The following is a 15,356-nucleotide window of genomic DNA, read 5'->3' on the forward strand; positions in this document are numbered from 1 at the left end:
ACTCAGTGCTTAGGCGCGTTATCCTTGTTATTGCTAATGTGTCGTGTGCATCTGTAAGAGATGTCTAGTATAACCAAACAAATTTGAGACAGATTTAATGACTGATCATAACTTGGAACTTAAAAAAGCCGGTTTAAAAGTAACTTTACCGCGTATTAAAATCTTAGAAATTCTACAATCTCCAGATAACCAACACATCAGCGCTGAAGATGTATACAAAATTCTTTTAGATTTAGGTGAAGAAATTGGTCTTGCGACTGTTTACCGTGTATTAAACCAATTTGATGACGCAGGTATTGTAAGCCGTCACCATTTTGAAGGCGGAAAGTCAGTATTTGAACTTTCTGGCAGCACTCACCACGACCACCTAGTGTGTTTAAAATGTGGTAAAGTTGTTGAATTTGAAGATGACTTAATTGAACGTCGCCAGTTAGAAATAGCCGAAGAAAACGGTATTACACTAACAAATCACTCTTTATACCTATACGGTGAGTGTCAAGACAAAGCAGCGTGTAAAGCATTTAGCGATTCCAATAGCTAATAACGCGCTATAGTAATAAAAAAACCTGCTATTGCAGGTTTTTTTGTGCTTAAAATTAAACATTTAAACTGTGTTTAATACCAATTTGCAATAATGAGATATTATGCAAATTGGTATTATAAAAGCGTTACTGCTTCTCGATTTTAGCCCATGAATCTCTAAGACCAACCGTTTGGTTGAATACTAAATTTTCTGACTTTGTATCACGTGAGAAATAGCCAGTACGCTCAAACTGAAAGCCTTGAGCCGGTTCGGCTTTAGCAAGCGATGCTTCAAGTTTTGCATTTTCTAATACAACTAACGAATCTGGGTTAAGTGTCGATTCGAACTCTTCAGCTGCACCTGGGTTTGGTACATTAAATAAACGGTCATACAATCTAACTTCTGCATTAACCGACTCAGGCGCAGAAACCCAATGAATAACCCCTTTTACTTTACGACCGTCACTTGGGTTTTTACCTAGTGTTTCGTTGTCGTAAGTACAGTAAATAGTGGTAATTTCACCATTTTCATCTTTTTCTACACGCTGGGCTTTAATTACATAAGCACCACGTAAGCGTACTTCTTTATCAAGTACTAAGCGTTTAAATTTATTATTCGCTTCTTCGCGGAAATCTTCACGCTCAATGAAAAGCTCACGAGTAAACGGTACTTCACGACGCCCCATTTCTTCTTTATTAGGGTGGTTAGCTACCGACAATGTTTCTACTTTATCTGTATCAAAGTTTTCTATTACCACTTTAACTGGATCGAGTACTGCCATTGCACGTGGTGCGTTTTCATTTAAGTCTTCACGGATACACGCTTCAAGCATGCCCATTTCAACCATGTTTTCTTGCTTAGTCACACCGATACGTAAACAGAACTCACGTATTGAAGCCGGTGTATAACCACGACGACGTAAACCAGCAATAGTTGGCATACGTGGGTCATCCCACCCTTCTACATAGTTATTTACAACTAAGTCGTTTAGCTTACGCTTAGACATAATTGTGTATTCAAGATTTAAGCGCGAAAACTCAATTTGCTGTGGGTGGCATTCAAGGCTGATGTTATCAAGTACCCAGTCGTATAAACGACGGTTATCTTGAAACTCAAGTGTACACAATGAATGGGTTATGCCCTCAAGCGCATCAGAAATACAATGTGTGAAGTCATACATTGGGTAAATGCACCACTTGTCACCTGTTTGATGGTGATGAGCAAAACGAACGCGATAAATAATTGGATCGCGAAGCACCATAAATGAGCTTGCCATATCAATTTTAGCGCGTAGAACACACTCACCTTCTTTGAATTCACCCGCGCGCATTTTTTCAAACAATGCGAGGTTTTCTTCTACTGAGGTGTCTCTGTATGGGCTGTTTTTACCCGGCTCTTTTAACGTACCGCGATACTCGCGTGCTTGATCGGCCGTTAAAAAACAAACGTACGCTAAGCCTTTTTCAATAAGCTCTACTGCATAGCCGTATAGGGTATCAAAATAGTTTGACGAATATTTTATCTCACCACTCCAGTTGAAGCCTAACCACTGCACGTCTTCTTTGATTGAATTAACGTAGTTAATATCTTCTTTTTCTGGGTTTGTATCATCAAAACGTAGGTTACATAAACCATCGTAATCTTTTGCAATGCCAAAATTCAAACAAATTGATTTTGCATGGCCAATATGTAAAAAGCCATTTGGTTCAGGTGGAAAACGTGTATGCGTAGTTGCATGTTTGCCACTTGCTAAATCTTCATCAATTCGAGTTCTTATAAAGTTACTTGGGCGATTCTCAATTTCCGCCATAGGAGTGCGATCCTCTGAATATTCGTGATAACAAAACTAATGCATTATTACAAAAACAAACACTAACATACAGCACTAGATGCGGGTTTATTCTAGTTATTATGGCAATGGTGCATTAGTTTATTACTTAAATTTGTTTTAGCGCAATATTTGAGTCATGAAAGGCATTTATAGTACCTAAACTTAAGCTCCTTAAAAGGATTCAAAGATGGCCAGTTCTACACAACACAGAGTTTATATACCAACAAATGCGCGAGCTAATCACTATTTACTCGCTGAAATTACACCCACTGATGACTTTTACACTAGTTTTAGCGATATCGATAGTTGCTATACCCGCATTGCCAAGCAACTATTTGCAAGCTGTGATGAATACGAGCTACATAATGTACACCTACTCGCTAACGACAAATTACCCGTTGTCAGATTTCATGATGAGTCGTATCAATTAGAAACAGCTAAGCAAATGTTGTTTTTTTACAACCCGCGTTACCACGAGGCGCACAAACTACACTACACCCCTGCTTTTAAAAGTAAAAAAATTCGCTTGTTATTTTTAGCCACCGGTGATGATTTACGAGCAAGCTCGGCACAATTTCACAGCAGGGTGCAAAAAGTGTTAGATAATTTACAAACACAATTATTTATTGAACAACCCCAGTTTAAGCTTCGCGATCATCAGCATTTAACCTATGACTTATTTGCCAAGAGCAAAGGCTGTAACCAAAGTTACGGCTACAAACTTAGAAGCCTATACCCTCGTTATTTAGCTCGCCAATGTAAAATACCCGCCGAGCATGCAGAAATGACCTATGCAACGTTTTCTATACCGGTTTCGCGCGGCATTAAAACGCAATTTCAAAGCTTAATAAATAAAAATAATTACACTGAGTTTTATAACTACTTCGCCCAATCATTTAAAGGGTGCTGCGAGCGATACGAATTATCTCACGGCGCTATGGTTGCTAATGGTGCAAGGCCCATAGTGCGTAATAGCCAAATAGATAAAAATGATGGGAATGCAGAATTACAAAAAATAAGTTTTGATGTGAATGGCACAGCCACGCAAATACAGATTTTTTTCAATGCTGAAAAATTAGTTGAGTCACTACATTTTGTAATTGTTGCCACCCATAAAGATAAACATGAAATGGGCTACGGCCGCTTTATGAATCAAGTAGAAAAAACAATACACGCTATGTGCTCAGAGCTGGCAGTAAATAAAGAACGACAAGATTTATCAGTACGGTTTTTTCAACACATTAGTTACCCATACTAATATTTAAGCCAAAAACAAAAAGGCTCGCAAATGCGAGCCTTTTTTAAAGATTAAGCAAACTGATTACCAGCCTGTTTTCTCTTTAAGTGCTTTACCGATATCAGCAAGTGAACGTACAGTTTGTACGCCAGCAGCTTCTAGTGCAGCAAATTTCTCATCAGCAGTACCTTTACCGCCTGCGATGATTGCGCCAGCGTGACCCATACGCTTACCTTCTGGTGCAGTTACACCAGCAATGTAAGAAACAACAGGCTTAGTTACGTTAGCTTTAATGTACTCTGCAGCTTCTTCTTCTGCAGTACCACCAATTTCACCAATCATTACGATTGCTTCAGTTTGTGGATCTTTTTCGAACATTTCTAGCACGTCGATAAAGTTAGTACCTGGGATTGGGTCGCCACCAATACCAACACACGTAGACTGACCAAAACCAGCGTCTGTAGTTTGTTTAACCGCTTCGTACGTTAAAGTACCAGAGCGAGAAACAATACCTACTTTACCAGGCTTGTGGATGTGACCAGGCATGATACCAATCTTAGTCTCACCAGGAGTGATAACACCTGGACAGTTAGGACCGATCATACGAACACCAGAGTTATCAAGCTTAACTTTAACGTCAACCATGTCTAGTGTTGGGATACCTTCAGTGATACAAACAATTAGCTCGATGCCCGCATCGATAGCTTCTAAGATTGCATCTTTACAGAAAGGTGCTGGTACGTAGATAACCGACGCTGTTGCGCCAGTTTCTTTAACTGCATCGCGTACTGTGTTGAATACTGGAAGACCAAGGTGCGTTTGACCGCCTTTACCTGGGCTTACACCACCAACCATTTGTGTACCGTACTCAAGCGCTTGCTCAGAGTGGAAAGTACCTTGGCCACCAGTGAAACCTTGACAGATAACTTTTGTATCTTTATTGATTAATACAGACATTATTTGCCCTCCGCAGCAGCTACAACTTTCTCAGCAGCGTCTGTTAGTGATTCAGCAGCGATGATATCTAGGCCAGAGTTCTTAAGAACGTCACGACCTAATTCAGCGTTAGTACCTTCTAAACGTACAACTACAGGCACGTTTACGCCTACTTCTTTAACTGCGCCAATGATACCTTCAGCAATCATGTCACAACGTACGATACCACCAAAGATGTTAACTAAAACAGCTTTTACGTTATCGTCAGAAAGGATGATTTTGAATGCTTCAGAAACACGCTCTTTAGTCGCGCCGCCACCAACATCTAAGAAGTTAGCTGGCTTGCCGCCGTGTAGGTTTACGATGTCCATAGTACCCATCGCTAGGCCTGCACCGTTAACCATACAACCTACGTTACCATCTAGTGCTACGTAGTTAAGCTCGAAGCTTGCTGCGTGAGCTTCACGTGCATCTTCTTGAGATGGATCATGCATTTCACGGATTTTTGGTTGACGGTAAAGTGCATTACCATCGATACCGATTTTGCCGTCAAGACAGTGAAGGTTACCTTCGTCTGTGATTACTAACGGGTTGATTTCAAGAAGAGCGAAATCAAAATCGTTGAACATGTTGCCAAGACCCATAAAGATCTTAACGAACTGCTTCATTTGTGTAGGGTTAAGACCCAATTTAAAACCTAACTCACGTGCTTGGTAAGCTTGAGGACCCACTAATGGATCGATCTCTGCTTTGTGGATAAGCTCTGGAGTTTCTTCAGCAACAGTTTCAATTTCAACACCGCCTTCAGTAGACGCCATGAAAACAACTTTGCGAGAAGCACGGTCAACAACTGCACCTAAGTACAATTCGTTAGCGATATCTGTACAGCTTTCTACTAAAATTTTAGCAACAGGCTGACCATTTTCGTCTGTTTGGTAAGTAACTAAGTTTTTACCTAACCAGTTAGCAGCGAATTCTTTTACTTCTTCGATTGTTTTAACTAGCTTAACACCGCCAGCTTTACCACGGCCACCTGCGTGAACCTGAGTTTTAACAACCCACATATCACCGCCAATTTTTTCGGCAGCTGCTGCAGCTTCTTCAGGTGTATCGCAAGCGAAACCTTGAGAAACTGGTAAACCATATTCGGCAAAAAGTTGTTTTGCCTGATACTCATGCAAATTCATGATGCTTTATCCAATTTTTTATACTAAAAGAGCTGAATATTTATGCAAATAAACAGCTATCCCAAATTGCGCACCTAGTATAGATCCCAAGGCTTAACATGAAAACCCCAGTAACACCAAAGGCGCAAAAAAAAAGCTGTGAATTGTCATTCACAGCTTATATTTCATACTACTCGATTAAACATCCAGTAATAAGCGAGTTGGATCTTCAAGTAACTCTTTAATAGTTACTAAGAAACCAACAGATTCTTTACCATCAATTTGGCGGTGATCGTAAGATAGTGCCAAATACATCATAGGAAGAATTTCAACTTTACCATTTACAGCCATAGGACGCTCTTGGATTTTGTGCATACCCAAGATTGATGACTGTGGTAAGTTAATAATAGGCGTAGAAAGTAACGAACCAAATACACCACCGTTAGTAATGGTAAAGTTACCACCTGTCATATCGTCAAGTGTTAGTTTACCGTCACGGCCTTTAAGGGCTAATTCACGAATACCTTTCTCGATTTCAGCAACAGATAGTTTGTCGCAATCTTTAAGTACTGGTGTAACTAAACCACGTGGTGTAGATACAGCGATGCTGATATCAAAGTAATTGTGGTAAACAATATCGTCACCATCAATTGATGCATTTACGTCAGGGAAACGCTTAAGTGCTTCAGTTACTGCTTTCACGTAGAAAGACATAAAGCCTAAACGAATACCGTGACGCTTCTCGAATACTTCTTGGTATTGCTTACGAAGGTCCATGATAGGTTTCATGTTTACTTCGTTAAACGTAGTTAACATTGCTGTTGAGTTTTTCGCTTCTAATAAACGATTAGCAATGGTTTTACGTAAGCGCGTCATTGGTACACGTTTTTGTGTACGGTCACCCATAGGTGCAGCAGGTGCTGAAGCGGCTTCTTTTTTAGCAGCTGGAGCAGGTGCTTTTAAGAAAGTATCAACGTCTTCTTTAGTTACACGGCCGTTTTTACCTGTGCCTTTAATTTTAGACGCATCAAGCCCTTTTTCAGCGATTAAACGACGTACAGACGGCGTTAACACATCTGAGCTATCGTTAGACTCACTTGCAGCAGGCGCTTCCTCTGCTTTAGCTGCAGGTGCCGCTGGAGAGCCGCCCGCTTTAACGTTACCAATAACTTGTTCGCCAAGTACAGTATCGCCTTCTGCGTTTAGTTGCTCGCCCATGATACCGTCTTCTTGAGCTACTACTTCAAGAACAACTTTATCAGTTTCAATATCTACCAAGTTTTGGTCGCGAGTTACCGCTTCACCTGGTTGTACATGCCATGTAGCAATTGTTGCGTCTGCAACTGATTCTGGAAGTACAGGTACTTTAATGTCCACTTCTTTACCTTCTGATGCTGGAGCTGATTGCGCCGCAGGCGCGTCTTCTGATTTTTCAGGTGCGGCTTCTTCTTTAGCCGGAGCACTGTCACTTGCTGGTGCTGCATCAGCATCACCAAGTAAACCGATAACTTGGTCGCCAAGTACCGTTGCACCTTCTTCTTGTGATATTTCAGTAATTACACCGTCATTTTGTGCAAACACTTCTAAAACCACTTTATCTGTTTCAATGTCTACTAAGTTTTGGTCACGGCTTACTTTGTCGCCTACACTTACATGCCATGTAGCAACGGTAGCATCTGCAACCGACTCAGGAAGAACAGGAACTTTAATTTCTGTGCTCATTGCTTATCCTTTCTTTTGTATAGTAAGCGCGTCTGCAACGAGCGCTTGTTGTTCTTTAGTATGTACTGACATGTAACCACACGCTGGAGATGCCGACGCCTTACGCCCTGCGTAAGTCAATTTAGCACCCTGTGGGATTGCATCAATAAAGTGATGTTGCGAACAGTACCAAGCACCTTGGTTTTGTGGCTCTTCTTGACACCAAACAAAATCAGTAACGTGTTGGTAACGTTCCATAATCGTGTCCATTTCTGCATGCGGGAACGGGTATAACTGCTCCACACGTACAATAGCAATGTTGTCTTGCTCAAGCTTACGACGCTCTTGTAATAGTTCGTAGTAAACTTTACCACTACAAAATACTACGCGTTCTACTTTCTCAGGGTTAATATCATCGATTTCGTCGATCATATTATGGAATACACCTTGTGAAAGTTCTTCAAGTGAAGATACCGCAAGTGGGTGACGAAGTAGTGATTTTGGTGTCATTACAATCAATGGACGACGAAGTGGTCTAACTGATTGACGACGTAGCATAGCGTAAACTTGTGCAGGTGTTGAAGGAACACACACTTGCATGTTGTGATCAGCACAAAGCTGTAAAAAACGCTCTAAACGTGCAGAACTATGCTCTGGACCTTGACCTTCATAACCATGCGGAAGCAAACATGTTAAGCCACATAAACGGCCCCACTTTTGCTCACCAGAGCTTAAGAACTGGTCAAATACGACTTGTGCACCATTTGCGAAGTCACCAAACTGGGCTTCCCAAAGGACTAATGATGTAGGTTCAGCTGTTGCATAACCATATTCAAAAGCAAGTACCGCTTCTTCTGATAAAACAGAGTCAAATACTTCAAAGGTACCTTGGTCTTCACTTAAATTTTGTAGAGGGAGGTAAGTTGAACCATCCGACTGGCTATGTACTACAGCATGGCGGTGGAAGAAAGTACCACGCCCTGAGTCTTGGCCAGTTAAACGTATATCTGTGCCTTCAGAGGCAATTGTTGCATAAGCAAGTGTTTCTGCCATACCCCAATCTAGTGGTTTTTCGCCACTTGCCATAAGCTTACGGTCATCGTAAATCTTTTTAACACGAGACTGTGCTTTATATTGCTCAGGGAACTGCGCAACTTGTTCGCCAAGTGCTTTTAGCTTATCTACCGGTACGCTTGCGTCGTACTCAACATTCCACTCATGGCCAACATATTTTGCCCAATCAGATGAGTGCGAAGTTTCTGGCTGAATTTCTTCAACAACACAGTTACCTTCATCTAAGCCGTTACGGTATTCATCAGCTAATGCTTTAATTTCACTTTCAGTGAATGAGCCTTCAGACATAAGTTGATCAGCGTAAATTAAACGCGGAACCGCATGTTTTTTAATTTTTTGGTACATAAGAGGCTGTGTTGCATTAGGCTCATCAGCTTCGTTATGACCATGGCGGCGATAACATACTAAATCGATTACTACGTCACGTTTAAACTGGTTTCTAAAATCAAGTGCAAGTTGTGTAACAAATGCAACGGCTTCAGGGTCATCAGAGTTAACATGGAAGATTGGTGACTGAACCATTTTAGCAATGTCAGTACAGTAATCTGTAGAACGTACGTCGTCTTGTTTTGAAGTTGTAAAACCAACTTGGTTATTTACAACAATACGGATACTACCACCACATGAGAAGGCGTTTGTTTGCGACAAGTTAAATGTTTCTTGTACAACACCTTGGCCTGTAATCGCTGAGTCACCGTGGATAGTAATAGGTAATGCTTTGCTACCTGAACTGTCACCTAAACGGTCTAAACGCGCTCTTACTGAGCCCATAACCACAGGGTTAACAATTTCTAGGTGAGAAGGGTTAAACGCAAGTGCCATATGAACATTGCCACCTTTGGTCGCAAAGTCAGATGAATAACCCATATGGTATTTTACGTCACCAGAGCTTAACGTGTCTTTGTGTTTACCAGCAAACTCATCGAATAACTCAGATGGGTTTTTACCTAACACATTAACTAGGACGTTTAAGCGACCACGGTGGGCCATACCAATAACTGCTTCTTTTTGCCCGCTTTCGCCAGCACGGTGAATAAGTTCTTTAAGCATAGGAACTAACGCATCACCACCTTCAAGTGAGAAACGCTTAGCACCAGGGAACTTTGCACCTAAATATTTTTCAAGACCATCTGCTGCAGTTAATCCTTTAAGGATACGCAGTTTTTCTTCTTTAGAAAAAGTAGGTCGTGATTGAACAGATTCTAAACGCTGTTGTAACCAACGCTTTTCTTCTGTTGATGTGATGTGCATATACTCAGCACCAATAGAACCACAATAGGTGGTTTTAAGTGCCTGGTATAGTTCACCTAAAGGCATAGTATCGCGGCCTACGGCAAACGATCCTACGTTAAATTCGCGGTCAAAATCAGCTTTAGATAAGTCGTGGTATTCTAGCTCTAAATCTCGAACACGCTCTCGTTGCCAAATGCCTAATGGATCTAGGTTAGCATTTTGGTGTCCTCGAAAGCGGAAAGCATTAATAAGTTGTAGTACTTTAACCTGTTTAAGGTCACCGCCACTACCCTCTGCTACCACTACCTCTCTATGCTTGTTTTTAGCAAGCGCCGCAAACTGTGAACGAACTTCTGAATGCTTTACTTCAACATCCACACCATCTACTTTAGGTAATTGTTCGAACACTTCTCGCCATTCTTCTGGCACAGAAGTCGCATCATCTAAATACGCTTCATAAAGCTCTTCTACATAAGCAACGTTGCCGCCGTTTAAATGTGAAGATTCTAGCCATGCCTTCATCACACCTTCGTGCATTTATAAGCCCTTTTCTTTAGCGCAGAAATTAATAGTTGTCATAACAAGATGGCTAATAAAAATATTAGCCATCTTACGTTACTAAGTGATTAAACCGCGCGGTTTAATAACATAGATTTAATTTGTCCAATTGCTTTGGTCGGGTTAAGACCTTTAGGACAAACGCTAACACAGTTCATGATACTGTGGCAACGGAACACACTGAACGCATCGTCTAAGTCTGCTAAACGTTCTTCAGTTGCCGTATCGCGGCTATCAGCCAAGAAACGGTAAGCATGAAGAAGGCCTGCTGGACCAATGAACTTGTCTGGATTCCACCAGAACGAAGGACACGATGTAGAACAACATGCACATAAAATACACTCGTAAAGTCCATCTAATTTATCACGTTCTTCAATAGATTGAAGACGCTCACCAGCCGCTGGCTGATCGTTAATTAGGTATGGTTTAACTTTTTCGTACTGAGTGTAGAACTGACTCATGTCAATAACAAGGTCACGTACCACAGGTAAGCCAGGTAAAGGACGAATTACAATAGTACCTTTGCCGCCTTTTTGCAGCGTAGATAATGGTGTAATACATGCTAAACCATTTTTACCATTCATGTTAACGCCATCAGAGCCACACACGCCTTCACGACATGAGCGACGGAATGATAATGTTGGATCTTGCTCTTTTAATAATAAAAGTGCATCCAATACCATCATGTCCTGACCTTCCTCTGTTTGCAAAGTATATTCTTGCATACGAGGTGCGTTATCAACATCAGGATTGTAACGATAAACTGAAAATTGTACTTGTGCCATCGTCTCGCTCCTAGTAGGTACGTGCTTTAGGTGGGAACGCTTCACGCGTCTTAGGCGCGTAGTTTACGTCACGCTTGCTCATTTCATCCGTTACCGGATTGAATACTGAGTGACATAACCAGTTTTCGTCATCACGATCTGGGTAGTCAAAGCGAGAGTGTGCACCACGGCTTTCAGTACGGAAGTTTGCAGCTACTGCAGTTGAGTAAGCTGTTTCCATTAAGTTGTCTAGTTCAAGACATTCGATACGCTGCGTGTTGAAGTCTGATGATTTATCATCAAGACGTGCATGCTGCAGACGTTCACGAATTTCTTTAAGCTCTTTTAGACCTGTCGCCATAGACTCACCTTCACGGAATACCGAGAAGTTAAGCTGCATACATTGTTGTAGGTCTTTTTTGATTTGAACTGGGTCTTCACCTTGGCCAGCCGTTGAATTTTCCCAACGGTTAAAGCGTGCAAGAGACGCGTCAATATCAGATGCTGTCGGTGCTTTAGTAATTTCAACTTCGTTTAGGTATTTACCTAGGAAGTTACCCGCAGCACGGCCAAATACAACTAAATCAAGTAATGAGTTACCACCTAGGCGGTTTGCACCATGTACAGATACACAGGCAATTTCACCTACGGCAAATAAGCCTTCTACTACTTTTTCGTTGCCGTTAGCATCGATTTGTAGCGCTTGACCATTTACGTTAGTTGGAACACCACCCATCATGTAGTGACAAGTTGGTATTACTGGAATTGGCTCTTTAGCAGGGTCAACGTGTGCGAAAGTTTTAGCAAGGTCACATACGCCTGGTAGGCGTAAGTTAAGCGTTTCTTCACCTAAGTGGTCAAGTTTCAGCTTAAGGTGTGGACCCCAAGGACCATCACAGCCACGGCCTTCACGGATTTCAGTCATCATTGAACGTGCTACAACGTCACGAGACGCTAAGTCTTTAGCGTTTGGTGCATAACGTTCCATGAAGCGTTCGCCATCTTTATTTAAAAGATAACCACCTTCACCACGACAACCTTCCGTTACAAGTGTACCAGCGCCTGCAATACCGGTTGGGTGGAATTGCCACATTTCCATATCCTGCATAGCAACGCCTGCACGGGCTGCCATACCAACACCATCACCCGTATTAATGTGAGCATTGGTTGTTGATGCGAAAATACGACCAGCACCGCCGGTTGCAAGTACAACAGCTTTTGATTTGAAGAAAGTGATTTCACCTGTTTCAATCTCAATTGCTGTACAGCCTACTACATCGCCATTGTCGTTTTTAACTAAATCTAGTGCATACCACTCAGAGAATACATTAGTTTGGTTTTTAACGTTTTGTTGGTATAGAAGGTGTAATAAAGCATGACCAGTACGGTCAGCAGCTGCTGCGGTACGTGCAGCTTGTTCACCACCAAAGTTTTTCGATTGACCACCGAAAGGACGTTGGTAAACACGGCCATTTTCAAAACGAGAAAATGGTAAACCCATGTTTTCTAATTCAGTAATAGCTTCTGGGCCTGTTTGACACATGTATTCGATAGCGTCTTGGTCACCGATAAAATCGGAACCTTTAACGGTATCGTACATATGCCATTCCCAGTTGTCTTCGTGTGAATTACCTAGCGCTACTGTAATACCACCCTGTGCAGATACAGTGTGTGAGCGTGTTGGGAATACTTTAGATATTAATGCACACGTTTTGCCAGATTCGGTAATGGCAAGAGCGGCGCGCATACCAGCACCACCTGCACCAATTACTACGGCGTCAAATTCACGAACAGAATATTTCACTTAAACACCCCATAAAACGATTAGACCAATAGCTACGTAAGCAACGGCCATCAGGTTTAATACAAAGCCTAAAACAGCGCGTAGTTTAGCGTTTTTAACGTAATCCGTTAAAACTTGCCAAAGGCCAATGCGGGTATGAACCATCATGCATACAAGAGTAATAAGTGTAAAACCCTTCATTGCTAGATTAGAGAATAGGCCTGTCCAGGCTTCGAAAGTGACTTCTGGCGTTGCTAAAAAATAGCCGATAATAAAAATCGCGTATGCGGTGATTACTAGTGCCGTGGTACGTAAAGATACGAAATCTTGTACACCATCACGTTTAAGAGTTGCTTGATTTAAGACCATATCCACACCCCTGCCAGTACGGCAAATACAACGCCAAGTGCCATTGCAATTTTAGCGCTAAGGTTACCTGATCCAAGTTCTTCCCAGTGGCCCATATCCATAATGATGTGACGGATACCACCAATAAGGTGATAACCCAATACAGAAAGTGTGCCCCAAGCTATGAATTTGGCAATGAATCCGCTAAACAGACCCTTGACGAATTCAAAACCTTCAGCTGAAGAAAGAGACTCAGACCAAGCCCAAATGACAAACGTTAAAGCAAAAAATAATGCAACACCGGTGACGCGGTGAAAGATTGATGCTTTAGCCGTTGCCGGCATAGATATAGTTGTTAGATCTAGATTTACAGGTCTTTGCTTTTTCACAGTTACTTGCCCATCTTGCTCACATTGGAGCTCATCTACTTGTTTTTCTAAAACCCACCAAAATTTCTGGTGGAACTATCAAAGTAAACGTGTCAATACAGCAAAAGTTCACAAATCTGCAAAAATTACGCTGTAAAAATATGTTTACCTAAATACAAAGCGGTTTAAAACCTCCGATAGTATATATACCCAAAGGTTGTTTTACAATTCTTGTTTAGTTAGAGACGTTTGCGAATTAGCCGATAGTATAATATTTAATTAATACCGAATATTTATTATACATATATGCATAATGTTTATAAAAATTGACTTTAACCCCCTCTTTCACGTTAAAATGCGAAGATGTGCTTAAAACAAGATTTCAGAACTTTAAAAATCTAAAAATCAGAATAGATATCTTAATAGGAGATACATAGATGGCAGATAAAAAAGCCACAGTCCATATTGATGGACTAGATCCAATCGAACTTCCAATTTATCAAGGCACTGCTGGCCAAGATGTGATCGACGTACGTACGTTAGGTTCACACGGTCACTTTACTTATGACCCAGGTTTCATGTCGACTGGCTCTTGTGAATCTGCAATCACCTACATTGATGGTGGTAAAGGTGTATTACTTCACCGTGGTTACCCAATTGAGCAATTAGCTGAAGACTCTAACTACATCGAGCTTTGTTACTTACTATTAAACGGTGAGTTACCAACTAAAGAGCAATACGATGCATTTGCAAAAGAAATCACGCACAACACAATGCTTGATGAGAAAATTGCTAACTTTTTCCAAGGTTTCCGCTTCGATGCTCACCCAATGGCAATGCTATGTGGTGTAGTAGGCGCATTATCTTCTTTTTACCACGAAGATCTTGATATTACTGATGCAAGCCAACGTAAAACAAGCGCGATTAAACTTGTCGCTAAATTACCGACTATTGCAGCTATGGCGTACAAAACAAACATTGGTCAACCGTTTGTTTACCCACGTAATGATTTAAGCTACGCAGAAAACTTCTTACACATGATGTTCTCTGTACCGGCTGAAGAATACAAAGTTAACCCTGTGACAGCTAAAGCAATGGATAAAATCTTCATGCTTCATGCTGATCATGAGCAAAACGCTTCAACGTCAACAGTACGTTTAGCAGGTTCTTCAGGCGCTAACCCATATGCATGTATTGCAGCGGGTATCGCATCTCTTTGGGGCCCTGCTCACGGCGGTGCTAACGAAGCATGTTTAAACATGTTAGAAGAGATTGGTTCTGTTGATCGTATTGATGAATACGTAGCAAAAGCAAAAGATAAGTCTGATCCGTTCCGTCTCATGGGCTTTGGTCACCGTGTTTACAAAAACTTCGACCCACGCGCTACAGTAATGCGTCAAACGTGTCACGAAGTATTAGAAGAGCTTAACATTCAAGATCCGCTTCTTGATATTGCAATGAAGCTTGAACAAATTGCCCTTGAAGACCCATACTTTGTAGAGAAGAAACTTTACCCTAACGTTGATTTCTACTCAGGTATTATCTTAAAAGCGATTGGTATTCCAACAAGCATGTTCACTGTAATTTTTGCAATGGCACGTACTGTTGGTTGGATCACTCACTGGGATGAGATGCTATCTCAACCTGGTCATAAGATCAGCCGCCCTCGTCAAATGTATACTGGTTACACGCAACGTGACTTCGTATCAACTGACAAGCGCTAAGCTTAGTTAGTTAAAAAAGGCCGCTTTTGCGGCCTTTTTTGTGCGCTTTACTTGTCAATTTTATGAAACCGATTACAATTCCTGCCTAAATTTATAGATGTTGAATAGCC

12 protein-coding genes are annotated in these 15,356 nt (G+C 41.4%); 3 read left to right on the forward strand and 9 right to left on the reverse strand.

Annotation, left to right across the window (positions count from 1 at the left end):
* Nucleotides 1-97 precede the first annotated feature (97 nt).
* Nucleotides 98-541, forward strand: coding sequence for a ferric iron uptake transcriptional regulator (gene fur, locus VOI46_RS08415; RefSeq protein WP_004586675.1), 444 nt, complete (start codon nt 98-100; stop codon nt 539-541).
* Nucleotides 542-668: 127 nt separating this feature from the next.
* Here fur and glnS read toward each other — a convergent pair whose 3' ends face one another.
* The gene (gene glnS, locus VOI46_RS08420) at nt 669-2,333 is read right to left on the reverse strand and encodes a glutamine--tRNA ligase (RefSeq protein ID WP_004586676.1); all 1,665 of its coding nucleotides are present in this window, start codon (nt 2,331-2,333) and stop codon (nt 669-671) included.
* Between the two features lie 208 nt (nt 2,334-2,541).
* Here glnS and VOI46_RS08425 point away from each other — a divergent pair, with 208 nt between their 5' ends.
* Nucleotides 2,542-3,612, forward strand: a complete 1,071-nt coding sequence (locus tag VOI46_RS08425) for a DUF3083 family protein (protein WP_324737970.1) — start codon at nt 2,542-2,544, stop codon at nt 3,610-3,612.
* Between the two features lie 63 nt (nt 3,613-3,675).
* Here VOI46_RS08425 and sucD read toward each other — a convergent pair whose 3' ends face one another.
* The 8 genes from sucD to sdhC all read right to left on the reverse strand — a co-directional run bounded on the left by sucD (nt 3,676) and on the right by sdhC (nt 13,543).
* Nucleotides 3,676-4,548: a succinate--CoA ligase subunit alpha gene (sucD, locus tag VOI46_RS08430; protein ID WP_004586678.1), complete on the reverse strand. Its 873-nt coding sequence runs from the start codon at nt 4,546-4,548 to the stop codon at nt 3,676-3,678.
* On the reverse strand, nt 4,548-5,714 hold the full coding sequence (gene sucC / locus VOI46_RS08435) for an ADP-forming succinate--CoA ligase subunit beta (protein WP_004586679.1): 1,167 nt from the start codon (nt 5,712-5,714) through the stop codon (nt 4,548-4,550). Before sucC ends, sucD begins: the two co-directional genes overlap by 1 nt.
* Nucleotides 5,715-5,891: 177 nt before the next feature.
* Nucleotides 5,892-7,415, reverse strand: coding sequence for a 2-oxoglutarate dehydrogenase complex dihydrolipoyllysine-residue succinyltransferase (odhB, locus tag VOI46_RS08440; protein ID WP_004586680.1), 1,524 nt, complete (start codon nt 7,413-7,415; stop codon nt 5,892-5,894).
* Between the two features lie 3 nt (nt 7,416-7,418).
* On the reverse strand, nt 7,419-10,238 hold the full coding sequence (locus VOI46_RS08445; RefSeq protein ID WP_004586681.1) for a 2-oxoglutarate dehydrogenase E1 component: 2,820 nt from the start codon (nt 10,236-10,238) through the stop codon (nt 7,419-7,421).
* Nucleotides 10,239-10,327: 89 nt separating this feature from the next.
* Nucleotides 10,328-11,044, reverse strand: coding sequence for a succinate dehydrogenase iron-sulfur subunit (locus VOI46_RS08450; RefSeq protein WP_004586682.1), 717 nt, complete (start codon nt 11,042-11,044; stop codon nt 10,328-10,330).
* A 10-nt stretch (nt 11,045-11,054) separates the two neighbouring features.
* Nucleotides 11,055-12,827, reverse strand: a complete 1,773-nt coding sequence (gene sdhA / locus VOI46_RS08455) for a succinate dehydrogenase flavoprotein subunit (RefSeq protein WP_004586683.1) — start codon at nt 12,825-12,827, stop codon at nt 11,055-11,057.
* Nucleotides 12,828-13,175, reverse strand: coding sequence for a succinate dehydrogenase, hydrophobic membrane anchor protein (gene sdhD / locus VOI46_RS08460; protein WP_004586684.1), 348 nt, complete (start codon nt 13,173-13,175; stop codon nt 12,828-12,830).
* Complete coding sequence (gene sdhC, locus VOI46_RS08465; RefSeq protein ID WP_004586685.1) at nt 13,166-13,543, reverse strand: succinate dehydrogenase, cytochrome b556 subunit; 378 nt, start codon at nt 13,541-13,543, stop codon at nt 13,166-13,168. Before sdhC ends, sdhD begins: the two co-directional genes overlap by 10 nt.
* A gap of 416 nt (nt 13,544-13,959) precedes the next feature.
* On the opposite strand from sdhC, the gene VOI46_RS08470 reads away from it, so the two are divergent.
* The gene (locus tag VOI46_RS08470; RefSeq protein WP_004586686.1) at nt 13,960-15,246 is read left to right on the forward strand and encodes a citrate synthase; all 1,287 of its coding nucleotides are present in this window, start codon (nt 13,960-13,962) and stop codon (nt 15,244-15,246) included.
* Nucleotides 15,247-15,356: the final 110 nt, after the last annotated feature.

Source organism: Pseudoalteromonas sp. CuT4-3 (genome assembly GCF_035666335.1).
Lineage (GTDB): Bacteria > Pseudomonadota > Gammaproteobacteria > Enterobacterales > Alteromonadaceae > Pseudoalteromonas > Pseudoalteromonas atlantica.

What these genes read in the sequence shown, in the direction of transcription:
- fur (WP_004586675.1), top strand. Translation starts at nt 98, where the DNA reads ATGACTGATCATAACTTGGAACTTAAAAAAGCCGGTTTAAAAGTAACT.
- glnS (WP_004586676.1), bottom strand. Translation starts at nt 2,333, where the DNA reads ATGGCGGAAATTGAGAATCGCCCAAGTAACTTTATAAGAACTCGAATT.
- VOI46_RS08425 (WP_324737970.1), top strand. Translation starts at nt 2,542, where the DNA reads ATGGCCAGTTCTACACAACACAGAGTTTATATACCAACAAATGCGCGA.
- sucD (WP_004586678.1), bottom strand. Translation starts at nt 4,548, where the DNA reads ATGTCTGTATTAATCAATAAAGATACAAAAGTTATCTGTCAAGGTTTC.
- sucC (WP_004586679.1), bottom strand. Translation starts at nt 5,714, where the DNA reads ATGAATTTGCATGAGTATCAGGCAAAACAACTTTTTGCCGAATATGGT.
- odhB (WP_004586680.1), bottom strand. Translation starts at nt 7,415, where the DNA reads ATGAGCACAGAAATTAAAGTTCCTGTTCTTCCTGAGTCGGTTGCAGAT.
- VOI46_RS08445 (WP_004586681.1), bottom strand. Translation starts at nt 10,238, where the DNA reads ATGCACGAAGGTGTGATGAAGGCATGGCTAGAATCTTCACATTTAAAC.
- VOI46_RS08450 (WP_004586682.1), bottom strand. Translation starts at nt 11,044, where the DNA reads ATGGCACAAGTACAATTTTCAGTTTATCGTTACAATCCTGATGTTGAT.
- sdhD (WP_004586684.1), bottom strand. Translation starts at nt 13,175, where the DNA reads ATGGTCTTAAATCAAGCAACTCTTAAACGTGATGGTGTACAAGATTTC.
- VOI46_RS08470 (WP_004586686.1), top strand. Translation starts at nt 13,960, where the DNA reads ATGGCAGATAAAAAAGCCACAGTCCATATTGATGGACTAGATCCAATC.